We start from the raw sequence: 22,582 nt of genomic DNA on the forward strand, positions 1-22,582 counted from the left end.
ATTTGAAATGGGAAAAATAGCATTTCTTTTTCCGGGCCAAGGTTCACAGGCAGTTGGAATGGGTAAACAATTAGCAGAGAATAATAAAGAGGTTGCAAAAGTGTTTGCAAAAGCAGATGAGGTGTTGCAAGATTCACTTTCAGAAGTGATTTTTGAAGGACCGCAGGAAAAGCTTACATTAACAACAAATGCGCAGCCTGCATTATTAACAACGAGTTTTGCTATTTTGACAGCTTTGAAAGAGTATGACATTACACCTGACTTTGTCGCTGGTCATAGTTTAGGTGAATATAGCGCTCTTGTAGCAGCTGGTGCATTAACTTTTGAAGATGCGGTATATGCTGTAAGGAAACGCGGGGAATATATGGAAGAAGCTGTTCCGGGCAGGGAAGGTGCAATGGCAGCTATATTAGGTGCTGACCCACATATGCTGAAACAAGTTACAGAAGAAGTAACAAGTGAAGGATATGCAGTGCAAATCGCTAATATGAATAGTACGAAGCAAATTGTAATTTCTGGAACGAAGCAAGGCGTAGAGGTTGCTTCTCAAAGAGCGAAAGAAAATGGTGCAAAGAGAGCAATTCCACTAAAAGTAAGTGGGCCATTCCATTCTTCACTTATGAAGCCGGCAGCTGAGAAGTTTCAAAGTGTTTTGAATGAAATTACAATTCATGATACGAACATTCCTGTTATTGCAAATGTTACGGCGGATGTTATTACACGTGGTGCCGACATTCAAGAAAAGTTAATCGAACAGCTTTATTCGCCTGTATTATGGTACCCGTCTATTGAATGTATGGTGAAGCAGGGAGTAGATACATTTATTGAAATTGGGCCTGGAAAAGTACTTGCTGGACTTATGAAGTCAATTGATTCATCAGCGAAAGCATATGCGATATATGATGAAGAGACATTAAAAGATACCATTTCAAATTTGAGAGGAGAAAACTGATGTTAAAAGGGAAGGTAGCATTAGTAACTGGCGCTTCACGTGGAATTGGTCGCGCGATTGTGATCGATTTAGCGAAACAAGGGGCAAATGTAGTAGTAAATTATGCAGGTAATGAACAAAAAGCAAATGAAGTAGTAGATGAAATTAAGAAATTAGGTTCTGATGCAATTGCGGTAAAAGCAGATGTTGCAAATGCTGATGATGTTACAAATATGGTGAAACAAACAGTAGATACATTTGGACAAGTTGATATTCTTGTAAATAATGCTGGTGTAACAAAAGATAATTTATTAATGCGTATGAAAGAAGAAGAATGGGATACAGTTATTAATACAAACTTAAAAGGTGTATTCTTATGTACAAAAGCAGTATCTCGTTATATGATGCGTCAACGTCACGGTAGAATTATAAATATCGCTTCTGTTGTGGGTGTTATAGGAAACCCAGGGCAAGCTAATTATGTTGCTGCTAAAGCGGGTGTTATTGGATTAACAAAAACATCTGCAAAAGAGTTAGCAAGTCGAAATATTACTGTGAATGCAATTGCGCCGGGCTTTATTGCGACTGATATGACGGATGTACTAGATGAGAATATTAAAGCTGAAATGTTAAAAGTTATTCCAGCTGCTCAATTTGGTGAAGCGAAAGATATCGCGAATGCTGTAACGTTTTTTGCTTCTGATCAAAGCAAATATGTTACAGGTCAAACGTTAAATGTTGATGGCGGTATGGTAATGTAATAAAAGAATCGATTTCACCTAGTTTTTTTGGTCAATATTTAATATAATATTTGAGGGGAGGTGAATGGAATGGCAGATGTTTTAGAGCGCGTAACAAAAATCATCGTTGATCGTTTAGGAGTAGAAGAGACTGAGGTAGTACCAGCTGCAAGCTTCAAGGAAGATTTAGGAGCAGACTCCCTAGATGTAGTAGAACTTGTAATGCAATTAGAAGATGAATTCGAAATGGAAATTTCTGATGAAGATGCTGAAAAGATTGCTACTGTTGGCGATGCTGTGACTTACATAGAGAGTCATCTATAATGCTTAAGTGAAGTCCCGTTTTTTAGCGGGGCTTTCTGGCTTATATCTGGAGGGACCTATGCCGTACCGAAAATATAGAGAAAAAAAATACGAAACAAAATATCGTGAAGCATTTAAAGTGTTTCAAGAAAAGATAGGTATTACGTTTACAGATGAAAAATTATTGATTCAAGCATTTACGCATTCATCGTATGTGAATGAGCATCGAAAAAAACCGCATGAAGATAATGAGCGTCTTGAATTTCTTGGAGATGCAGTATTGGAACTGACTGTATCACAGTATCTGTTTCAAAAATATCCGACAATGAGCGAAGGAGAGTTAACAAAACTACGTGCAGCTATTGTATGTGAGCCATCTCTTGTTCGTTTTGCGAACGAATTGTCATTTGGCAGCCTTGTTTTATTAGGAAAAGGTGAAGAAATGACAGGTGGACGTGAACGACCAGCTTTATTAGCGGATGTCTTTGAAGCGTTTATTGGTGCCCTTTATCTTGATCAAGGGCTAGAAACAGTTTGGGAATTCTTAAAAGAAATTGTATATCCGAAAATTAATGAGGGTGCTTTTTCTCATGTGATGGATTATAAGAGTCAGTTGCAAGAATTGATTCAGCGTGATGGCAGTGGCAATGTTGAGTATCAAATTTTGCAAGAAAAAGGACCAGCTCACAATCGAGAATTTGTGTCACGTGTTACGTTAAATAACGTAGCTTTAGGTCTTGGTAGTGGTAAGTCGAAAAAAGAAGCAGAGCAACAAGCTGCTGCAGAAGCATTGAAAAAATTAAAAGAACAACTATAAGGAATCCCCCTTTGAATGAGGGGGATTCCTTATGCATAGAATGAAACTTTCTTTTTGTTTATAAAGAAAAAGAAGGTAAATCCGTATAATACTTGTTTTTATATAGAGAACATTTATAACGACGGAGAATAGGAGGAAGGCCTTTCGTGTTTTTAAAAAGATTAGAAATAGCAGGGTTTAAGTCTTTTGCTGAGCGTGTATCTGTTGATTTTGTCCCAGGTGTAACTTCTGTAGTAGGACCTAATGGAAGCGGGAAAAGTAATATTACTGATGCAATTCGCTGGGTACTTGGTGAACAATCTGCAAAATCATTACGTGGTGCAAAGATGGAGGATATTATTTTTGCAGGCAGTGATACGAGGAGAGCGGTTAATGTTGCTGAAGTAACAATAACTTTAAATAATGAAGATCAACGTTTACCAATTGAATACAATGAGGTGTGTGTAACACGTCGTGTATCTCGTTCAGGTGATAGTGATTTTTATATTAATAAACAATCATGTAGATTGAAAGATATTATCGATTTATTTATGGACTCTGGTATGGGAAGAGAAGCTTTTTCAATTATTAGCCAGGGGAAAGTGGAAGAGATTTTAAGTAGTAAGTCAGAAGAGCGTCGAGGTGTATTTGAAGAAGCGGCAGGCGTACTAAAATACAAACTTCGCAAAAAGAAAGCTGAAGGGAAACTAGCAGAAACACAAGAAAACTTAAATCGTGTACAAGATATAATTCATGAATTAAGTAGTCAAGTAGAACCTTTAGAAAGACAAGCTTCTATTGCGAAAGATTATCTTGAGAATAAAGAAGAATTAGAGAAAGTAGAAGCTGCGCTTATTGTTCATGAAATTGAAGAATTGCATGAGAAATGGGAAGCGCTTCGAAATCAGTTTGGGCATAATAAAAACGAAGAAGCTAAAATGTCAACGAATTTACAAAAAAGTGAAGAAGAGCTTGAGGAATTACGAGGACAATTACAAGCGGTAGACGAGTCTGTAGACTCGTTGCAAGAAGTACTTCTTCTTTCTAGTAAAGAGCTAGAAAAACTAGAAGGGCAGCGTGAGTTGTTAAAAGAAAGAAAGCAAAATGCTACGACGCATTGTGCGCAACTTGAGCAGTTAATTGTTGAATTAACTGAGAAAGCTAAAAGTTACGATGGTGAGATTGAGTCAAGTACAGAATCTTTAATGCAATTTGTGAATGAAGTAAAAGAGTTGGAGCAAAAATTGCATGATAATGAGCAACTGCTTGCTACTTTTGCTGACAATTTAGAGGAACAGATTGAGAATTTAAAAGGTGACTATATTGAGCTTTTAAATCAACAAGCTAGTCATCGTAATGAATTATCTATGATTGAAGAACAATCGAAACAGCAAACGTCTAAAAACGAGCGTCTAGATGAAGAGAATGCGAAATATGTAGAAATGCGTATGGAAATTACAGCGAAAAAGACGAAACTTGTAGAAAGTTACGAACAAGCGAAAGAAAAAGTAGCTGGCATTCTCTCAAATATACAGAAGACAGAGGCGGCGCTTGGGAAATGTAAGACGCAGTATAGTGAAAATGAAACAAAACTGTATCAAGCATATCAATTTGTGCAACAGGCACGTTCTCGAAAAGAAATGCTTGAAGAGATGCAAGAAGATTATTCTGGATTCTATCAAGGTGTACGTGAAGTATTGAAAGCTAGAGAAAATAGGTTGCAAGGTATCGAGGGTGCTGTTGCGGAACTGTTAACGGTACCGAAAGAATACGAAGTTGCAATGGAAATCGCTCTAGGTGCAGCGATGCAGCATATTGTTGTACAAACAGAGGAACATGCTCGTAATGCGATTGCATTTCTAAAGCAAAATAAACATGGACGTGCAACGTTTTTACCGCAAGCTGTTATTAAAAGCAGATCGTTATCATTTGAGCAATTACGCATTGCAAATCAACACCCATCGTTTGTAGGTGTGGCGGCAGAACTTGTGCAGTACAACAATAAATATGAAAATGTAGTTTCAAATTTATTAGGTACTGTTATTGTTGCGAAAGATTTACGTGGAGCAAATGAGTTGGCGAAACAACTGCAATACCGTTATCGCATTGTAACAATCGAAGGTGACGTAGTGAATCCTGGCGGTTCTATGACTGGTGGGGCGGTAAAGCAAGCGAAATCTTCTTTATTAGGACGCCAACGTGAACTGGAAGAGTGGACTCGCAAGTTAACTGATATGGAAGAAAAAACAACGAAGTTAGAAAACTTTGTTAAAGCAGTAAAACAAGAGATTCAAGAAAAAGAAGTGAAAATACGCGAACTAAGGCAAACTGTAGAAGCAGATCGTGTAGATGAGCAGAAATTAAGAGAAGAGATTAATCGTTTAGAATTAGAAGAACATCGTATTAATGATCGGTTGTCTATTTATGATTTAGAGATTGAAGGGTTTTTACAAGATCGAGTAAAAATGCAAGGGCGTAAAGAGGAGTTAGAAGGGGTTTTAACGAATCTTCAAGCTGAAATCACTAAGTTAGATAGTAAAATTGTAGCTTTAACAAAACAAAAAAGTGAGCAACATTCTTCGAAAGAAAAAGTTCAAAAAGAAATGACTGAGTTAAAAGTGCTGGCAGCTGAAAAGCAACAACGCTTATCTAATCAAAAAGAAAAAGTTGAACGATTGACGAAGGAAAAAGAAGAAACGGATGCGACACTTGTAAAAACGAAAGAGGATTTAGCGTTCTTAAAACAAGAAATGACATCTAATTCAAGTGGTGAAGAGCAAATTACGAATATGATTGAGAAGAAAGCATATGATCGTAATCAAACTTCAGAATTAATTCGCTCTCGTCGTGAACAACGTGTATCGTTGCAAGAGAGAGTAGAACATTTAGAGCGCAATTTGAAAGAAACGACAGGTAAACATAAATATGTTCTTGAAATGTTGAAAGATCAAGAAGTGAGAATAAATCGACTGGATGTAGAGTTGGAAAATAGATTACAACATTTACGTGAAACATATACGATTTCATTTGAAGCGGCAAAACTAAAATATACAATGACAATGCCTGCAGAAGATGCGCGTAAGAAAGTAAAATTAATCAAATTATCCATAGAAGAGTTAGGTACAGTGAACCTAGGGGCAATTGATGAATATGAACGTGTAGCGGAGCGTCATACATTCTTACTAGAGCAGAGAGACGACTTAGAAGAAGCGAAAGCGACATTGCACCAGCTTATTACCGAAATGGATGAAGAAATGAAAAAACGCTTTTCTACTACGTTTGAAGGCATTAGAATGGAGTTTCAATCGGTATTCTCTGAATTATTTGGAGGCGGTAGAGCGGATTTAGTAATGACTAATCCAGAGGATTTACTAAATACGGGTATTGATATTGTAGCACAACCGCCAGGGAAGAAACTGCAGAACTTAGGTTTACTTTCAGGTGGAGAGCGTGCTTTAACAGCAATTGCGCTTTTATTTGGTATTTTAAAAGTACGCCCAGTACCGTTCTGTGTACTAGATGAGGTAGAGGCAGCCCTTGATGAGGCGAATGTAGCTCGTTTTGCACAGTATTTAAAGAAATTCAGTGATGAGACGCAGTTTATTGTAATTACACATAGAAAAGGTACAATGGAAGAGTCTGATGTGTTGTACGGTGTAACAATGCAAGAATCGGGGGTATCTAAACTTGTTTCGGTTCGTTTAGACGCCGGAGAAGAACTTATTGCAAGTGAATAGGAAGGATGGGAAAGTATGAGTTTTTTTAAAAAACTAAAAGAAAAAATTTCAAAACAAACGGATACAGTTACAGAGAAATTTAAACAAGGATTAGAAAAAACGAGAAATTCATTTGCGGATAAAGTGAATGATTTAGTGTATCGTTACCGTAAAGTGGACGAAGATTTCTTCGAAGAGTTAGAAGAAATTTTAATCGGTGCAGACGTTGGCGTTGCGACGGTAATGGAATTAATTGACCAATTGAAAGAAGAAGTACAACGTCGTAACATTCAAGATCCAAAAGAAGTACAAGCTGTTATTTCAGAAAAACTAGTAGGAATTTACAAAGGTGACAGCGATTTTAGTAACGAAATTAATATGCAAGAGGACCAATTAACGGTCGTTTTATTTGTTGGTGTTAATGGTGTAGGAAAAACGACGACAATTGGTAAACTGGCGCATAAGTTTAAATCAGAAGGTAAGTCAGTCCTATTGGCGGCAGGAGACACATTCCGTGCTGGAGCGATTGAACAATTAGAAGTATGGGGCGATCGCGTTGGTGTAGAAGTGATTAAACAAGGATCTGGATCTGATCCAGCGGCGGTTATGTATGACGCTGTACAAGCAGCGAAAGCACGTAAGGTAGATGTATTACTATGTGACACAGCAGGACGCTTGCAAAATAAAGTGAACTTAATGAAAGAGTTAGAGAAGGTGAAGCGTGTAATTGAGCGTGAAGTACCAGGTGCTCCTCATGAAGTATTGCTTGTTATTGATGCAACAACAGGACAAAACGGTTTAAGCCAAGCGAAAACATTCCGTGAAGCAACGAATGTAACTGGTATTGTTTTAACGAAGTTAGATGGAACTGCTAAAGGTGGTATTGTATTAGCGATTCGTAACGAAATGGATGTACCGGTGAAGTTTGTTGGATTAGGAGAGCAAATGGATGACTTGCAGCAGTTTGATCCAGAACAATATGTGTATGGTTTATTTGCGAACTTAGTAGAAACAGAAGAAGTATAAGCGAAAGAAGCGGTATTTCCGCTTCTTTTTCTATAAAAAATATATGATGTTAAGAAAAAAACTTGACACTCTTTTGGACTACATGTAAACTAATTCATGTAAAGGGAAATCACTTAACAAAGGATGATCCAACATGCTCGAAAAAACAACGAGAATGAACTATTTATTTGATTTTTATCAATCGTTGTTAACGCAAAAACAAAGAAGTTATATGTCGCTTTATTATCTAGATGATTTATCTCTTGGTGAAATTGCGGAAGAATTTGATGTAAGTCGCCAAGCCGTGTATGATAACATTAAACGGACTGAAGCGATGCTTGAAGAATATGAAGAAAAATTAGTATTACTTCAAAAGTTTCAAGAGCGACAGCGACTTGTTGCAAAGCTAAAACAGCTAATCAGCGAAGAAGAGCATGTGAATGAAGAAATGAAACAAGTTGTTGAAGCTATCGAAAAATTAGATTAGGAGGGCGGCAATATGGCATTTGAAGGATTAGCCGACCGACTTCAACAGACAATGCAAAAAATCCGCGGCAAAGGAAAAGTTTCTGAAGCCGATGTGAAAGAAATGATGAGAGAAGTTCGTCTAGCTCTTTTAGAAGCGGATGTTAACTTTAAAGTAGTAAAAGATTTTGTGAAGCGTGTGTCTGAACGTGCTGTCGGACAAGATGTAATGAAAAGTTTGACACCTGGACAACAAGTAATTAAAGTTGTACAGGAAGAACTTACAGAACTTATGGGCGGAGAGCAAAGCAAAATTGCTGTTGCTAATAAGCCACCGACTGTTATTATGATGGTTGGTCTGCAAGGTGCGGGTAAAACAACGACGACAGGTAAGCTTGCGAATTTGCTTCGTAAAAAGCATAATCGTAAACCGATGCTTGTTGCAGCGGATATTTACCGTCCAGCAGCGATTAAACAGCTTGAAACATTAGGGAAGCAATTGGACATGCCTGTATTTTCTTTAGGAGATCAAGTAAGTCCTGTTGAAATTGCGAAACAAGCGATTGCAAAAGCAAAAGAAGATCATCACGATTATGTTTTAATCGATACAGCGGGTCGCCTGCATATTGATGAAGAATTAATGGATGAATTAGCGAAAGTGAAAGAAGTTGCGAAACCGGATGAAATTTTCCTTGTTGTCGATGCGATGACGGGGCAAGACGCGGTAAATGTTGCACAAAGTTTCCATGAACAGTTAGGTTTAACAGGTGTTGTATTAACGAAATTAGATGGTGATACGCGCGGTGGTGCTGCATTATCTATTAAGGCTGTAACAAACACGCCGATTAAATTTGCTGGTATGGGTGAAAAACTAGATGCAATTGAAGCGTTCCATCCAGAGCGTATGGCATCCCGTATTTTAGGGATGGGCGATGTCTTAACGTTAATTGAAAAAGCGCAAGCTACAGTTGATGAAGAGAAAGCAAAAGAACTTGAGCAAAAAATGCGTACGCTTTCGTTTACGCTTGACGATTTCCTAGAACAACTTGGACAAGTGCGCCAACTTGGGCCGCTTGATGAATTGTTAGGAATGCTTCCTGGTGCAAATAAAATTAAAGGGCTGAAAAATGCGCAAGTTGATGAAAAACAAATTGGGCATATTGAGGCAATTATTCGTTCTATGACTAAATTAGAACGAGAACAACCGGAAATAATCAATGCTAGTCGCAAAAAGCGCATTGCCAAAGGTAGCGGTACAACTGTACAAGAAATCAATCGTCTAATTAAGCAATTCGATGACATGAAAAAAATGATGAAGACGATGACGGGAATGCAAAAAGGTAAGAAAAAAGGACTAGGTGGATTGAAGTTTCCATTCATGTAAGGAAAAAAAGATGGCTCTGTTAAGAAAAAATACTTTACAAAGCAATAGTCTTTTTGCTAATATAATTATCTGTGTGAAATAAATTCGGAGGTGCTTTATAAATGGCAGTTAAAATTCGTTTAAAACGTATGGGAGCTAAAAAAACTCCTTTCTATCGTGTAGTTGTTGCAGATTCTCGTTCTCCTCGTGACGGACGTTTCATTGAGGAAATCGGAACTTACAATCCAGTTGCTCAACCAGCTGAAGTTAAGATCAACGAAGAAGCAGCATTAAAATGGTTAGGAAATGGTGCTAAACCATCTGATACAGTTCGTAACTTATTCTCTAACCAAGGTATCATGGAGAAATTCCACTTATCTAAACAAGGTAAGTAATTGAGGCAATGACTATGAAGAAGTTAGTCGAGACGATTGTCAAGCCTCTTGTCGATTATCCTGAAGATGTAAAAGTTACACAGGAACTTTGCAACGGAGAGATAAAGTATCGATTAACTGTACATCCTGAGGATGTTGGAAAAGTCATTGGAAAGCAAGGGAGAGTTGCGAAAGCGATTCGAATGCTCTTGTATTCAGTGGGACATCATAATGATGAAAAAGTAACACTGGAAATTCAATAAACGTAAAAAGGGCGAGGAGTTATTCCTCTCCCTTTTTTAACATTTAAATAGAGATTGCATGTTCCATCTGCGAAATGGAGATGCTTAATTTATATAGAAACCAGGGGTGACATACTATTTATGACAAAATGGTTTAACGTAGGGAAAATTGTAAATACTCATGGCGTAAGAGGAGAAATCCGTGTTATTTCTCGTACTGATTTTCCAGAAGAGCGATATAAAGTAGGAAACACGCTATACATATCGAATGAGAAAGGCACAGACTATCTTCCGGTGAAGGTAACTTCTCATCGCCAACATAAGACATTCGATTTATTAACATTTGAAGGATATAACAATGTAGATGAAGTAGAGAAGTTTAAAGGTTCTTTAATAAAAGTACCAGAAGAGCAGTTAGGCGAACTTGCTGAAGGTGAATACTACTATCATGAAATTATTGGTTGCAGTGTTGTAACGGAAGAAGGAGAAGCGCTAGGGACAATCAAAGAGATTCTATCTCCTGGTGCAAATGATGTTTGGGTAATTAAACGCCCGAAGGGTCAAGATCTCTTAATTCCTTATATCGATGATGTTGTACTTCAAGTTAATATTGAAAATAAATTAGTAACCATTCATGTAATGGAAGGGCTGCTATAATGAAAATTGATATTTTAACGTTGTTCCCAGACATGTTTACCGGTGTATTTGGATCTTCTATATTAAAGAAGGCGCAAGAAAAAGAAGCGGTAAACCTTCGTGTTGTTAACTTTCGTGATTATACAACAAGTAAGCATAATAGCGTAGACGATTATCCTTACGGCGGAGGAGCTGGTATGGTGCTTACTCCTCAGCCTATTTTTGATGCTGTAGAGGATTTGACGAAAGAGACAGAGCGTAAGCCGAGAGTTGTCTTAATGTGTCCGCAGGGCGAAAGATTTACGCAGAAGAAAGCGGAAGAGCTTGCAGGGGAAGAACATTTAATCTTCGTATGTGGGCATTATGAAGGATATGACGAACGAATTCGTGAGCATCTCGTAACGGATGAGATTTCTATTGGTGACTATGTATTAACGGGCGGAGAATTAGCCTCTATGGTTATTACTGATAGTGTGGTACGTCTCTTGCCAGGTGTGCTAGGAAATCATGCTTCACAAGTAGAGGATTCGTTTAGTACAGGTTTATTAGAGCATCCTCATTATACACGTCCAGCTGATTTTCGTGGTATGAAGGTACCGGATGTATTAATGTCAGGGAATCATAAAAACATTGATGAATGGCGACATAAGGAATCTTTGCGCCGAACGTATACGCGTAGACCTGATTTATTAGATGAGAGAGAGCTATCTAAACAAGAGAAAAAATGGCTTGAGGAAATAAAGCGAGAGCAGTAATAACTTCATATATTTGCTATTGCAACAGGCCTAGTAATATGCTATTATAACATTTGTGCTACTGAAATCAGTAGCCGTATTAACGATGTTCCGCTGTAATTTATTAAGACTTTATAAGAGCATCTGTTTAAAGGAGAGAATTTAATATGCAACAATTAATCGCAGAAATTACAAAAGGCCAATTAAAAACTGACCTTCCTTCATTCCGTCCTGGTGACACTTTACGTGTACACGTAAAAGTTGTTGAGGGAACTCGTGAAAGAATTCAGCTTTTCGAAGGTGTTGTAATTAAACGTCGTGGTGGCGGAATCAGTGAAACATTCACAGTTCGTAAGATTTCTTACGGTGTAGGTGTTGAGCGTACATTCCCAGTTCACACGCCAAGAATCGCGAAAATCGAAGTACTTCGCCGTGGTAAAGTACGTCGTGCTAAGTTATACTACTTACGTAACCTTCGCGGTAAAAAAGCACGTATTAAAGAAATTCGATAAGACATGTATGGGAGCTTGTAAATGCACAAGCTCCCTTTTTCCAATCTATATGAAATTTTGGTATAATACGAGCAGTTTACATAACCGTGGAGGGGAAATGCATGAAAAAAGAGAAGAGTTCACTTTGGGAATGGATTAAAGCAATTTTGATTGCTGTTGTATTAGCTGGTGTTATTAGACAGTTTTTCTTTGCGCCAATTCTCGTAGACGGGGTATCGATGGCACCTACTTTACATGATCGTGATCGAATGATTGTGAATAAAATTGGTTATCACATTGGAGATCCAAAACGCTTTGATATTATCGTATTTCGAGCAACAGAAGATAAAGATTACATTAAGCGCATTATAGGCCTGCCAGGCGATGAAATAGAGTATCGTAATGATAAACTGTATATTAACGGAAAGGCTTATGAGGAGCCGTATTTAGACAAGCAGAAAAAGCAAATTGCTGACGGACCGCTTACATATGATTTTAATCTTGAAGAAATGACAGGCAAGAAAACCGTTCCAAAAGATCAATTATTTGTTTTAGGTGATAATCGTCGTTTTAGTAAAGATAGCCGTTCAATCGGTACGATTTCAATGGATCAAGTAATTGGTAAAGCTAATATGTTATATTGGCCGTTAGAAGACGCACGTATTGTGAAATAAATGAAAAAGAAGGTGGCAACATGGTAATTCAATGGTTTCCAGGGCATATGGCGAAGGCTAGACGCCAAGTAACGGAGAAATTAAAATTAATTGATGTTGTAATTGAACTTGTAGATGCTCGATTACCATTATCATCTCGAAACCCAATGATTGATGAAATCATTACACATAAGCCAAGGCTTGTTGTTTTAAATAAAGCGGATATGGCAGATGATCGTTTAACAAAACAATGGATCGCATATTTTAAAGAAAAAGGCCATATGGCAATTTCAATTAACGCGCAAGCTGGACAAGGTATGAAGGAAATTGCAGCAGCTTGTAAAGTGCTTGTTAAAGAAAAATTTGATAAAATGGTTGCAAAAGGTATTAGACCGAGAGCGATTCGTGCATTAATTGTAGGTATACCAAATGTTGGTAAATCTACATTGATTAATAAATTAGCAAAGAAAAATATTGCTAAAACAGGAGATCGTCCAGGTGTGACAACAGCTCAACAATGGATTAAAGTTGGGAAGGAAATGGAATTGTTAGATACACCAGGTATTCTGTGGCCTAAATTTGAAGATCAATTAGTGGGTCTTCGCTTAGCGACAACGGGTGCAATTAAAGATTCAATTTTAAATTTACAAGATGTAGCTGTTTACGCATTACGTTTTATGGAGAAACATTATCCAGAACGCTTGAAAGAACGCTATAATTTAAATGAGATTCCAGAAGATATTGTGGAATTATTCGATGCAATTGGAAAAAATAGAGGCTGCTTAATGGGCGGCGGAATGATTGATTATGATAAGACATCTGAGCTTGTGCTTCGGGAGCTTCGTGGTGGCAAACTTGGAAAAATGACGTTTGAAACACCGGAAGAGTTTGCAGAGCAAGTAGAAGATGTGGAAAAAATAGAAGAAGTATAAGACGTGCGTTTGTGCGTCTTTTCTTTTTGGATATGTTTAAAAAGGAGCTTGTATAAATGCAAACTATAACGATAAAAGAAGCAGAAAATGTATTGAAAGAAATTATGAATGAAGAAGATGATCGCTTTCAACTGTTAATGAAAGATGATCGAAAAGGTGTTCAAAAGCTCGTTTTGAAGTGGTATAAACAAAAAGAGTTAGAACAGAAAGAAAAAGAGAAGTTTTTTGAGATGTCCAAGTATGAAAATGCTTTGCGTGAAAAAGGGGTCACATATATCGCGGGTATTGATGAAGTAGGGCGCGGGCCATTGGCTGGGCCTGTTGTGACGGCAGCTGTCGTTCTTCCTGAGGATTTTTATATTCCAGGGTTAAATGATTCGAAAAAATTGAGTGAAGCGAAACGTGAGCGTTTTTATGATGAAATAAAAGTACAAGCAATTGCAATTGGAGTAGGAATTGTATCGCCGCAAGTTATTGATGACATTAATATTTACCAAGCAACGAAACAAGCGATGTTAGATGCAGTTGCGAATTTATCTTGTACACCCCAACATTTATTAATTGATGCGATGAAACTTCCTACACCAATTCCGCAAACATCAATTATTAAAGGTGATGCGAAAAGTGTTTCGATTTCAGCCGCATCCATTATCGCAAAAGTAACGAGAGATCGTATGATGAAAGAACTGGGAGAGAAGTATCCTCAATATGGATTTGAGCAACATATGGGATATGGCACAAAGCAACATTTAGAGGCAATTCAAGTGCATGGAGTATTAGATGAACACCGAAAGTCATTCGCGCCAATTAAAGATATGATTCAAAAATAAGCTGTAAATATACAGCTTATTTTTTTATTTTGGCATATAAACATTACTATTTCCGAAAAAGAATAAAGCGATTTCAGTTTTCTGACACTTTATTGTAGACAGCGTGCCAATCATCTTATACAATGGCAATGTAATGTTTTTTAAACATTAAAAAACTTTTCGAGTAAAACAGGAAAACAGGGGAGGATGGGACCATGAATATCCATGAGTACCAAGGTAAGGCAGTCCTTAGAAGCTATGGGGTTAGCGTTCCGAACGGGAAGGTTGCATTTACAGTAGAAGAAGCTGTAGAAGCGGCGAAAGAATTAGGAACAGATGTATGTGTAGTGAAAGCACAAATTCACGCTGGTGGACGCGGCAAAGCTGGCGGAGTAAAAGTTGCAAAAAATTTAGATGAAGTTCGTACATATGCAGAAAGCATTTTAGGAACTACACTTGTGACACATCAAACAGGTCCTGAAGGTAAGGAAGTAAAACGCTTACTTATCGAAGAAGGTTGCGATATTAAAAAAGAATATTATGTAGGTCTAGTTTTAGATCGTGCAACTTCTCAAGTTGTTTTAATGGCGTCTGAAGAAGGCGGAACAGAAATTGAAGAAGTAGCAGAAAAAACACCTGAAAAAATCTTTAAAGAATATATTGATCCAGCAGTAGGCTTACAAGGTTTCCAAGCGCGCCGAATCGCATTTAACATCAATATTCCAAAAGAGCTTGTAGGACAAGCTGTGAAGTTTATGATGGGCTTATACCGTGCGTTTATCGAAAAAGATTGCTCTATTGCTGAGATTAACCCACTTGTTACAACAGGTGAAGGTAAAGTTATGGCATTAGATGCAAAATTAAACTTTGATTCTAATGCATTATATCGCCATAAAGACATTTTAGAGCTTCGTGATCTTGATGAAGAGGATTCAAAAGAAATTGAAGCTTCAAAATACGACTTAAACTACATTCCTTTAGATGGAAATATCGGTTGTATGGTTAATGGTGCAGGTTTAGCGATGGCTACAATGGATATCATTAAACATTACCACGGTGACCCAGCTAACTTCTTAGATGTTGGTGGCGGTGCAACTGCAGAAAAAGTTACAGAAGCATTCAAAATTATCCTTTCTGACAAAAATGTAAAAGGTATCTTTGTTAACATTTTTGGTGGCATTATGAAGTGTGATGTTATTGCAGAAGGTGTTATTGAAGCAACGAAACAAGTAGGTCTTGAGTTACCTTTAGTTGTACGTCTTGAAGGTACAAACGTAGAACTAGGTAAGAAAATTTTAAATGAGTCTGGCTTAAATATTGTTGCAGCAGAATCTATGGCAGACGGTGCACAAAAAATTGTTTCACTAGTGGGCTAATAGAAAGCGGGGGAGAAAAATGAGCGTATTAGTTAATAAAGATACAAAAGTTATTGTTCAAGGTATTACAGGTTCTCAAGGTTTATTCCATACAAAACAAATGATTGAATACGGTACGAAAATTGTCGGTGGTGTAACACCAGGTAAGGGCGGCACTGATATTGAAGGTGTACCAGTATTTGATACAGTAGAAGATGCAGTGAAAGCAACAGGCGCAAACGCTTCAGTTGTATACGTTCCACCCGCTTTTGCGGCAGATGCAATTATGGAAGCTGTTGATGCAGAAATTGATTTAGTAGTATGTATTACTGAAGGGATTCCTGTATTAGATATGGTAAACGTAAAGAGATATATGGCGGGTAAACATACACGTTTACTTGGACCAAACTGCCCAGGTGTAATCACACCGGATGAATGTAAGATTGGTATTATGCCAGGATATATTCATAAAAAAGGTCATGTTGGTATCGTATCTCGCTCTGGTACATTAACGTATGAAGCTGTACATCAGTTAACACAAGAAGGTATTGGCCAATCTACTGCTGTAGGTATCGGCGGAGACCCTGTTAACGGTACAGACTTTATTGATGCTTTAAAAGCATTTAATGAAGATGAAGAAACACATGCTGTAATTATGATTGGTGAAATCGGCGGTACAGCAGAAGAAGAGGCAGCTGAATGGGTAAAAGCTAATATGACAAAACCTGTTGTAGGCTTCATTGGTGGTCAAACAGCGCCTGCTGGCAAACGTATGGGCCATGCTGGTGCAATCATTTCTGGCGGTAAAGGAACTGCTGCTGAAAAGATTAAAACAATGGAAGCTTGTGGCATTAAAGTAGCTGAAACTCCAGCAGTTATGGGAGAAACGCTAATCTCTGTTTTAAAAGAAAAAGGTTTATTTGAGACTTGTAAAAACTATTAATCTGTTGAAAGACACCTTCTTACTTGAGGGTGTCTTTTTAGACTTTTTCTGTTTACATAATAAAAATTATGGGTAAGGAGAATCAAGATGAAAAGAGAGAGATTATTACATCTTCATTACTTGCTAGCAGATTATTGGAAAGCGATGGAGAGGCTACTATATGTCGATCCAGAATTAGAGAACATATATAATTTTAACGAAAAACAAATGGAACACTACACTGGAATATCCTCGAAAAAATCTTCAGAACTAGTAAAATTTCTTCAAAGTTCAAATCTTCCGCAATATATATCTTATTTAGAGAAAAATCGTATTTTTTATATAACGATATGGGATGAAAATTATCCGCAATTATTACGTGAAATACAAGACCCTCCCTTCGTTTTATATGGAAAAGGAGAGAAAGATTTCCTGAATAAAGTAAATAAATTAGCAGTTGTTGGAACGAGAGAACCATCATTATATGGTCATGAGAGTTTGAAGTTTATTTTACACCCTTTATTAGAAAGAGAGTGGCTTATTGTCAGTGGGTTTGCAAAAGGGATAGATACAATGTCTCATGAGATTACAGTAAGGCATCATTGCCCGACTATTGCGATATTAGGGCATGGATTGTCTTTTATGTATCCGAAAGAAAATAGACCTTTATATGAAATGTGGAAGGAATATATATTGTTATTGACAGAGTATCCGCCGCACTATGCACCGAAAAAATGGTATTTTCCAAAAAGAAACCGGATTATTAGTGGTATAAGTAAAGGTGTTTTAGTTGTAGAAGCGAAATCGAGAAGTGGAACACTTATTACTGCGGACCTTGCGTTAGAGCAAAGTAGAGAGGTATTTGCGCTTCCTGGACCTATATTTATAGAGGGGGCATCGGGAACGAATCATCTTATTCAGCAAGGAGCAAAACTAGTAAGAAATGCAGAAGATATCTTGGAAGAGATTTTAAATTAACCTTATATTTTTATGTTTTTATTAAACAATTATTGACAAATGGTAGATTGGCACTGTATGGTATATTCATTCTTGATTGACAAAAACAAGAGAAATCAATAAGATTAATGAAGACTTGAATCCACCTCTTAAGGAGGCACTAGCATGTCAGATTACCTCGTAATCGTGGAGTCGCCTTCTAAGGCGAAGACCATTGAGAAATATTTAGGGAAAAAATACAAAGTTGTCGCGTCTATGGGACATGTTCGCGATTTGCCAAAAAGTCAAATGGGGATAGAAGTAAAGAACAACTTCACCCCGAAGTATATTACCATTCGTGGTAAAGGTCCCGTCTTAAAAGATTTAAAATCAGCGGCCAAAAAAGCAAAGAAAGTCTATCTCGCGGCCGATCCAGACCGTGAAGGGGAAGCGATTGCTTGGCATTTAGCGAATACGTTAAATGTGGACGTTGAATCAGATTGTCGGGTTGTGTTTAATGAGATTACGAAAGATGCGATCAAAGAATCATTTAAACATCCTCGTGCAATTAATATGGATTTAGTGGATGCACAACAAGCAAGACGTATACTTGATCGTCTTGTTGGTTACAATATTAGTCCTTTATTATGGAAGAAAGTAAAAAAAGGATTAAGTGCAGGACGTGTACAATCTGTAGCAGTTCGTTTAATCATCGAGCGTGAAAGGGAAATTCAAAACTTTGAACCTGAAGAATTCTGGACAATTAAAACAGAATTTGTAAAAGGAAAAGACACATTTGAAGCAAGCTTTTACGGTGTAGATGGTGAAAAAGTTCAATTAACAAATGAAACGCAAGTGAATGAAATAATTGAACAGATGAAAGACAATGCGTTTTCAGTTGAAAATGTAACGCGCAAAGAGCGAAAACGTAACCCTGCATTACCGTTTACAACATCTTCCTTGCAACAAGAAGCAGCCCGTAAGTTAAACATGCGAGCAAAGAAAACAATGATGCTTGCACAGCAATTGTATGAAGGGATAGATCTTGGAAAACAAGGAACTGTAGGTCTTATTACGTATATGAGAACTGATTCAACACGTATCTCAGAAACAGCTCAAACAGAGGCTCGTACTTACATCACTGAAGCGTATGGTACGGAATACATAGGAACAGAAAAGAAGAAAGAAACGAAAAAGTCAAATGCACAAGATGCGCATGAGGCAATTCGTCCTACTTCGGTAATGAGAAAGCCAGAGGAACTAAAAAGTTTCTTAGGTCGTGATCAACTTCGATTATATAAATTGATTTGGGAGCGATTTGTTGCAAGTCAAATGGCGTCTGCTATAATGGATACTGTGACAGCGAGACTCATTAATAACAATGTTCAGTTCCGTGCAAGTGGATCGGTTGTAAAGTTCCCGGGATTTATGAAAGTGTATGTAGAGTCAAAAGATGATGGTGCTGAAGAAAAGGATAAGATGTTGCCGCCTTTAGAAGTAGGGGAAACTGTATTTTCAAAGGATTTAGAACCAAAGCAACATTTTACACAACCTCCTCCGCGCTATACAGAGGCTCGCCTAGTAAGAACACTTGAAGAACTTGGAATTGGAAGACCGTCGACATATGTACCTACACTTGAAACGATTCAAAAGCGTGGGTATGTAGGCTTGGATAATAAACGCTTCGTTCCGACTGAACTTGGTGAAATAGTAATTGAACTTATTTTAGAGTTTTTCCCAGAAATTATTAACATTGAATTTACTGCCAATATGGAGCAAAGCCTTGATGAAGTAGAAGAAGGAAATGCGAATTGGGTAAAAATTGTTGATGATTTCTACGTAGGTTTTGAACCGCGTTTAGAAAAAGCGGAAAAAGAAATGCGTGAAGTGGAAATTAAAGATGAACCAGCTGGGGAAGATTGTGAATTATGTAATCACCCAATGGTCTTTAAAATGGGTAAATACGGGAAATTTATGGCTTGCTCGAATTTCCCAGATTGTCGTAATACAAAGCCGATTGTGAAAGAAATCGGTGTTACTTGTCCAAAGTGTGATAAGGGTCAAATTATTGAACGCCGTAGTAATAAAAAGAAACGTCTTTTCTATGGGTGCGGTACGTATCCGGAATGCGACTTTGTATCTTGGGATAAGCCAATTGGTCGTAAGTGTCCGAAGTGCGAAGGCATGCTTGTAGAGAAAAAGTTGAAAAAAGGCGTGCAAGTACAATGTATTTCGTGCGATTATGAAGAAGAACAACAAATGTGAGCGTAACTGCTCACATTTTTTTCGGGAAGAAAAGGAAAGGTGATATAAATGACAACACAAGTAGTAAACGTCATTGGCGCAGGTCTTGCAGGAAGTGAAGCAGCTTATCAAATTGCAAAACGTGGTGTCCAAGTTAGATTATATGAAATGAGACCGGTAAGGCAAACGCCAGCTCATCACACAGATAAATTCGCTGAATTAGTATGTAGTAACTCACTTCGTGCAAACACTTTAACAAATGCAGTTGGAGTTATTAAAGAGGAAATGCGCTTAATGGATTCTGTAATTATTCGTGCGGCGGATGAGTGCTCTGTACCAGCTGGAGGCGCTTTAGCTGTAGACCGTCATGAGTTCGCAGCTAAAGTAACAGAATACGTAAAGAACCATCCAAATGTAACTGTAATGAATGAAGAAATTACAGATATTCCAGAGGGACCGACAATTATTGCTACAGGTCCATTAACATCTCCTGATCTTTCTGCAAAATTGAAAGAATTAACAGGAGAAGATTATTTCTACTTCTATGATGCTGCAGCCCCAATCGTAGAAAAAGACAGCATTGACATGAATAAAGTATATTTAAAATCGCGTTATGACAAAGGTGAAGCTGCATATTTAAATTGCCCAATGACAGAAGAAGAGTTTGATCGTTTTTATGAGGCTCTAATTGCTGCTGAGACAGTGCCTTTAAAAGAGTTTGAAAAAGAAATTTTCTTTGAAGGTTGTATGCCAGTAGAGGTTATGGCAAGTAGAGGGAGACAGACGTTAGTATTTGGACCTATGAAACCTGTTGGATTGGAAGATCCAAAAACAGGGAAAACGCCATATGCTGTTGTTCAGTTACGTCAAGATGATGCAGCGGGAACTTTATACAATATCGTAGGTTTCCAAACACATTTAAAGTGGGGACCGCAAAAAGAAGTGTTACAGTTAATTCCAGGATTAGAAAATGCAGAGATTGTACGTTATGGTGTAATGCATCGTAATACGTTTATTAATTCACCTAATTTGCTTCGTCCAACATATCAATATAAACAACGGGATGATTTATTCTTCGCTGGTCAAATGACTGGAGTAGAGGGATATGTTGAATCGGCAGCATCAGGATTATTAGCAGGAATTAATGCTGCGCGTCTTGTGCAAGGTGAAGAGCCAGTTGTATTACCGCCAGTAACTGCGATGGGTAGCATGGCAAATTACATTACGGCAACGAACGCTAAAAACTTCCAACCGATGAATGCGAACTTCGGTCTATTTGCACCGTTAGAGAAGAAGATTAAAAAGAAAGCAGAACGAAATGAAGCGTACGCAGCACGCGCTTTAGAAACGATTCGAAATTTTGTAAATATTTAGTTAAATTTCTTGCAAAGGCTACTAAGTTGTGATACGATTTAGTAGCCTTTATTGAGGTGAGTTGTGTGAATGTGAAGAAATTGTTACAATTATTCGTTGGATATTTACAAATTGAAAGAAATTATTCAAAATATACAATTGCAAGTTATCAAAATGATTTAGAACATTTTGTGCAATTTATGGAACGAGAAGGCATATCCTCTTTTTTAGACGTTACATACGCGGATGTTCGTTTGTACTTAACGACGTTGCACGATGAGAAGTTAGCCCGTAAATCTGTCGCAAGAAAAGTATCAAGCTTACGAAGTTTATATCGTTTTTTGATGCGTGAAGGTTATCGAAAGGATAATCCGTTTGCACTTGCGTCACTCCCCAAAAAAGAATTGTCAATCCCAAAGTTTTTATATGCTGAAGAGTTAGAGGAATTATTTGAAGTTTCTGACACAGAAACACCATTAGGTCAAAGGAATCAAGCTTTGTTAGAGTTGATGTATGCGACTGGGATCCGTGTGAGTGAATGTGTCAATTTACAACTTACCGATATTGACTTTGCGGTGGGAACAATTTTAGTAATGGGAAAAGGAAAAAAACAAAGGTATATTCCGTTCGGAAGCTATGCGCAAGATTCTTTAATTACTTATATAGAGAATGGGAGAAAACAGTTAGTTAATAAGACTGACGAAGACTCTCATATGGTATTTTTAAATGCGAAAGGTAAACCGCTAACAAGTCGTGGAGTTCGTTATGTTTTAAATGAACTCATTAAAAAGGCTTCGCTGACAATGCGGATAAGTCCCCATATGTTAAGGCATACATTTGCTACACATATGCTAGATGAAGGGGCGGATTTACGTACTGTACAGGAGTTATTAGGCCATGAAAATTTGTCGACGACACAAATTTATACGCATGTCTCTAAAGAAAGATTGCGTTCTGTTTACATGAAGCATCACCCGCGGGCATAAATTGCTTTAAAAGCTATAAAAACAAATAAAGGAGTTTTTTCTATGGGAAATTTCCACGCTACAACGATATTTGCAGTTCATCATAATGGAGAATGTGCAATGGCTGGAGATGGCCAAGTGACAATGGGAAATGCTGTTGTAATGAAACATACAGCTCGTAAAGTTCGTAAACTTTTCCAAGGTAAAGTTTTGGCTGGTTTCGCAGGATCAGTTGCTGACGCATTTACTCTTTTTGAAATGTTTGAAGGGAAATTAGAAGAGTATAATGGCAACTTGCAGCGTGCTGCTGTTGAAATGGCCAAACAATGGCGTGGCGATAAAATGTTACGTCAGCTAGAAGCAATGCTCATTGTCATGGATAAAACAACTATGCTCCTTGTTTCAGGTACAGGAGAAGTAATTGAACCGGATGATGGTATTTTAGCAATTGGATCTGGTGGGAATTATGCACTTTCTGCAGGTCGTGCTTTAAAGCAATATGCAAGTGAACACTTAACAGCGAAGCAAATTGCGAAAGCGAGTTTAGAGATTGCTGGCGATATTTGTGTTTATACGAATCACAACATAATTGTTGAAGAATTGTAGAATCGTAAGGG

General features: G+C 37.6%; 23 protein-coding genes. All 23 read left to right on the top strand.

Annotated elements, in window-relative coordinates; all coding sequences use genetic code 11:
- The first annotated feature begins 7 nt into the window (after nucleotides 1-7).
- Nucleotides 8-952, top strand: coding sequence for an ACP S-malonyltransferase (fabD, locus tag B9A45_RS10155; protein ID WP_000515905.1), 945 nt, complete (start codon nucleotides 8-10; stop codon nucleotides 950-952).
- Nucleotides 952-1,692: a 3-oxoacyl-[acyl-carrier-protein] reductase gene (gene fabG, locus B9A45_RS10160; RefSeq protein ID WP_084064013.1), complete on the top strand. Its 741-nt coding sequence runs from the start codon at nucleotides 952-954 to the stop codon at nucleotides 1,690-1,692. The genes fabD and fabG overlap by 1 nt, the downstream gene beginning before the upstream one ends.
- A 69-nt stretch (nucleotides 1,693-1,761) precedes the next feature.
- Nucleotides 1,762-1,995: an acyl carrier protein gene (gene acpP / locus B9A45_RS10165; protein ID WP_000786062.1), complete on the top strand. Its 234-nt coding sequence runs from the start codon at nucleotides 1,762-1,764 to the stop codon at nucleotides 1,993-1,995.
- A gap of 58 nt (nucleotides 1,996-2,053) precedes the next feature.
- Nucleotides 2,054-2,791 (top strand): ribonuclease III, encoded by a 738-nt coding sequence (gene rncS, locus B9A45_RS10170; protein ID WP_001146875.1) that lies wholly within the window; start codon nucleotides 2,054-2,056, stop codon nucleotides 2,789-2,791.
- Between the two features lie 146 nt (nucleotides 2,792-2,937).
- A complete protein-coding gene (gene smc, locus B9A45_RS10175) occupies nucleotides 2,938-6,507 on the top strand; it encodes a chromosome segregation protein SMC (RefSeq protein ID WP_000478977.1) in 3,570 nt (1,189 codons plus the stop codon).
- Between the two features lie 15 nt (nucleotides 6,508-6,522).
- A complete protein-coding gene (gene ftsY / locus B9A45_RS10180; RefSeq protein ID WP_000007655.1) occupies nucleotides 6,523-7,512 on the top strand; it encodes a signal recognition particle-docking protein FtsY in 990 nt (329 codons plus the stop codon).
- A gap of 133 nt (nucleotides 7,513-7,645) precedes the next feature.
- On the top strand, nucleotides 7,646-7,978 hold the full coding sequence (locus tag B9A45_RS10185) for a putative DNA-binding protein (protein ID WP_000891062.1): 333 nt from the start codon (nucleotides 7,646-7,648) through the stop codon (nucleotides 7,976-7,978).
- A 12-nt stretch (nucleotides 7,979-7,990) separates the two neighbouring features.
- Nucleotides 7,991-9,340, top strand: coding sequence for a signal recognition particle protein (gene ffh / locus B9A45_RS10190; protein ID WP_000863460.1), 1,350 nt, complete (start codon nucleotides 7,991-7,993; stop codon nucleotides 9,338-9,340).
- Between the two features lie 101 nt (nucleotides 9,341-9,441).
- On the top strand, nucleotides 9,442-9,714 hold the full coding sequence (rpsP, locus tag B9A45_RS10195) for a 30S ribosomal protein S16 (protein WP_000268750.1): 273 nt from the start codon (nucleotides 9,442-9,444) through the stop codon (nucleotides 9,712-9,714).
- 14 nt (nucleotides 9,715-9,728) lie between these two features.
- The gene (locus tag B9A45_RS10200) at nucleotides 9,729-9,956 is read left to right on the top strand and encodes a KH domain-containing protein (RefSeq protein WP_000737401.1); all 228 of its coding nucleotides are present in this window, start codon (nucleotides 9,729-9,731) and stop codon (nucleotides 9,954-9,956) included.
- Between the two features lie 120 nt (nucleotides 9,957-10,076).
- Nucleotides 10,077-10,592: a ribosome maturation factor RimM gene (rimM, locus tag B9A45_RS10205; protein WP_000170278.1), complete on the top strand. Its 516-nt coding sequence runs from the start codon at nucleotides 10,077-10,079 to the stop codon at nucleotides 10,590-10,592.
- Nucleotides 10,592-11,326 carry a tRNA (guanosine(37)-N1)-methyltransferase TrmD gene (gene trmD / locus B9A45_RS10210; RefSeq protein ID WP_000686903.1) on the top strand — a complete coding sequence of 245 codons (735 nt, stop codon included), beginning with the start codon at nucleotides 10,592-10,594 and terminating at the stop codon, nucleotides 11,324-11,326. Before rimM ends, trmD begins: the two co-directional genes overlap by 1 nt.
- 146 nt (nucleotides 11,327-11,472) lie before the next feature.
- Nucleotides 11,473-11,817 carry a 50S ribosomal protein L19 gene (gene rplS, locus B9A45_RS10215; protein ID WP_001186516.1) on the top strand — a complete coding sequence of 115 codons (345 nt, stop codon included), beginning with the start codon at nucleotides 11,473-11,475 and terminating at the stop codon, nucleotides 11,815-11,817.
- A gap of 101 nt (nucleotides 11,818-11,918) precedes the next feature.
- The gene (gene lepB, locus B9A45_RS10220) at nucleotides 11,919-12,470 is read left to right on the top strand and encodes a signal peptidase I (RefSeq protein ID WP_000711851.1); all 552 of its coding nucleotides are present in this window, start codon (nucleotides 11,919-11,921) and stop codon (nucleotides 12,468-12,470) included.
- Between the two features lie 20 nt (nucleotides 12,471-12,490).
- On the top strand, nucleotides 12,491-13,381 hold the full coding sequence (gene ylqF / locus B9A45_RS10225; RefSeq protein WP_000236702.1) for a ribosome biogenesis GTPase YlqF: 891 nt from the start codon (nucleotides 12,491-12,493) through the stop codon (nucleotides 13,379-13,381).
- A 56-nt stretch (nucleotides 13,382-13,437) separates the two neighbouring features.
- Entirely contained in the window at nucleotides 13,438-14,211 is a 774-nt protein-coding gene (locus B9A45_RS10230; protein WP_001193513.1) for a ribonuclease HII, read from the top strand.
- A gap of 194 nt (nucleotides 14,212-14,405) precedes the next feature.
- Nucleotides 14,406-15,566, top strand: a complete 1,161-nt coding sequence (gene sucC / locus B9A45_RS10235; RefSeq protein WP_001020791.1) for an ADP-forming succinate--CoA ligase subunit beta — start codon at nucleotides 14,406-14,408, stop codon at nucleotides 15,564-15,566.
- 19 nt (nucleotides 15,567-15,585) lie between these two features.
- A complete protein-coding gene (gene sucD / locus B9A45_RS10240; RefSeq protein ID WP_000115178.1) occupies nucleotides 15,586-16,488 on the top strand; it encodes a succinate--CoA ligase subunit alpha in 903 nt (300 codons plus the stop codon).
- 87 nt (nucleotides 16,489-16,575) lie between these two features.
- Nucleotides 16,576-17,445, top strand: coding sequence for a DNA-processing protein DprA (dprA, locus tag B9A45_RS10245; protein ID WP_000818039.1), 870 nt, complete (start codon nucleotides 16,576-16,578; stop codon nucleotides 17,443-17,445).
- Between the two features lie 144 nt (nucleotides 17,446-17,589).
- Entirely contained in the window at nucleotides 17,590-19,668 is a 2,079-nt protein-coding gene (gene topA / locus B9A45_RS10250) for a type I DNA topoisomerase (protein ID WP_001286963.1), read from the top strand.
- Between the two features lie 48 nt (nucleotides 19,669-19,716).
- On the top strand, nucleotides 19,717-21,021 hold the full coding sequence (gene trmFO / locus B9A45_RS10255) for an FADH(2)-oxidizing methylenetetrahydrofolate--tRNA-(uracil(54)-C(5))-methyltransferase TrmFO (RefSeq protein ID WP_000213002.1): 1,305 nt from the start codon (nucleotides 19,717-19,719) through the stop codon (nucleotides 21,019-21,021).
- Nucleotides 21,022-21,086: 65 nt separating this feature from the next.
- Nucleotides 21,087-21,986: a tyrosine recombinase XerC gene (gene xerC, locus B9A45_RS10260; protein ID WP_001101241.1), complete on the top strand. Its 900-nt coding sequence runs from the start codon at nucleotides 21,087-21,089 to the stop codon at nucleotides 21,984-21,986.
- A gap of 42 nt (nucleotides 21,987-22,028) precedes the next feature.
- On the top strand, nucleotides 22,029-22,571 hold the full coding sequence (gene hslV / locus B9A45_RS10265) for an ATP-dependent protease proteolytic subunit HslV (protein ID WP_000526272.1): 543 nt from the start codon (nucleotides 22,029-22,031) through the stop codon (nucleotides 22,569-22,571).
- Nucleotides 22,572-22,582: the final 11 nt, after the last annotated feature.

It is taken from the genome of Bacillus sp. JKS001846, assembly GCF_900176455.1.
GTDB lineage: Bacteria > Bacillota > Bacilli > Bacillales > Bacillaceae_G > Bacillus_A > Bacillus_A cereus.

Bases quoted from the DNA above. Each gene is read 5' to 3' on its own strand.
- fabD (WP_000515905.1), top strand. From the start codon at position 8: ATGGGAAAAATAGCATTTCTTTTTCCGGGCCAAGGTTCACAGGCAGTT.
- fabG (WP_084064013.1), top strand. From the start codon at position 952: ATGTTAAAAGGGAAGGTAGCATTAGTAACTGGCGCTTCACGTGGAATT.
- acpP (WP_000786062.1), top strand. From the start codon at position 1,762: ATGGCAGATGTTTTAGAGCGCGTAACAAAAATCATCGTTGATCGTTTA.
- rncS (WP_001146875.1), top strand. From the start codon at position 2,054: ATGCCGTACCGAAAATATAGAGAAAAAAAATACGAAACAAAATATCGT.
- ftsY (WP_000007655.1), top strand. From the start codon at position 6,523: ATGAGTTTTTTTAAAAAACTAAAAGAAAAAATTTCAAAACAAACGGAT.
- B9A45_RS10185 (WP_000891062.1), top strand. From the start codon at position 7,646: ATGCTCGAAAAAACAACGAGAATGAACTATTTATTTGATTTTTATCAA.
- ffh (WP_000863460.1), top strand. From the start codon at position 7,991: ATGGCATTTGAAGGATTAGCCGACCGACTTCAACAGACAATGCAAAAA.
- rpsP (WP_000268750.1), top strand. From the start codon at position 9,442: ATGGCAGTTAAAATTCGTTTAAAACGTATGGGAGCTAAAAAAACTCCT.
- B9A45_RS10200 (WP_000737401.1), top strand. From the start codon at position 9,729: ATGAAGAAGTTAGTCGAGACGATTGTCAAGCCTCTTGTCGATTATCCT.
- rimM (WP_000170278.1), top strand. From the start codon at position 10,077: ATGACAAAATGGTTTAACGTAGGGAAAATTGTAAATACTCATGGCGTA.
- trmD (WP_000686903.1), top strand. From the start codon at position 10,592: ATGAAAATTGATATTTTAACGTTGTTCCCAGACATGTTTACCGGTGTA.
- rplS (WP_001186516.1), top strand. From the start codon at position 11,473: ATGCAACAATTAATCGCAGAAATTACAAAAGGCCAATTAAAAACTGAC.
- lepB (WP_000711851.1), top strand. From the start codon at position 11,919: ATGAAAAAAGAGAAGAGTTCACTTTGGGAATGGATTAAAGCAATTTTG.
- ylqF (WP_000236702.1), top strand. From the start codon at position 12,491: ATGGTAATTCAATGGTTTCCAGGGCATATGGCGAAGGCTAGACGCCAA.
- B9A45_RS10230 (WP_001193513.1), top strand. From the start codon at position 13,438: ATGCAAACTATAACGATAAAAGAAGCAGAAAATGTATTGAAAGAAATT.
- sucC (WP_001020791.1), top strand. From the start codon at position 14,406: ATGAATATCCATGAGTACCAAGGTAAGGCAGTCCTTAGAAGCTATGGG.
- sucD (WP_000115178.1), top strand. From the start codon at position 15,586: ATGAGCGTATTAGTTAATAAAGATACAAAAGTTATTGTTCAAGGTATT.
- dprA (WP_000818039.1), top strand. From the start codon at position 16,576: ATGAAAAGAGAGAGATTATTACATCTTCATTACTTGCTAGCAGATTAT.
- topA (WP_001286963.1), top strand. From the start codon at position 17,590: ATGTCAGATTACCTCGTAATCGTGGAGTCGCCTTCTAAGGCGAAGACC.
- trmFO (WP_000213002.1), top strand. From the start codon at position 19,717: ATGACAACACAAGTAGTAAACGTCATTGGCGCAGGTCTTGCAGGAAGT.
- hslV (WP_000526272.1), top strand. From the start codon at position 22,029: ATGGGAAATTTCCACGCTACAACGATATTTGCAGTTCATCATAATGGA.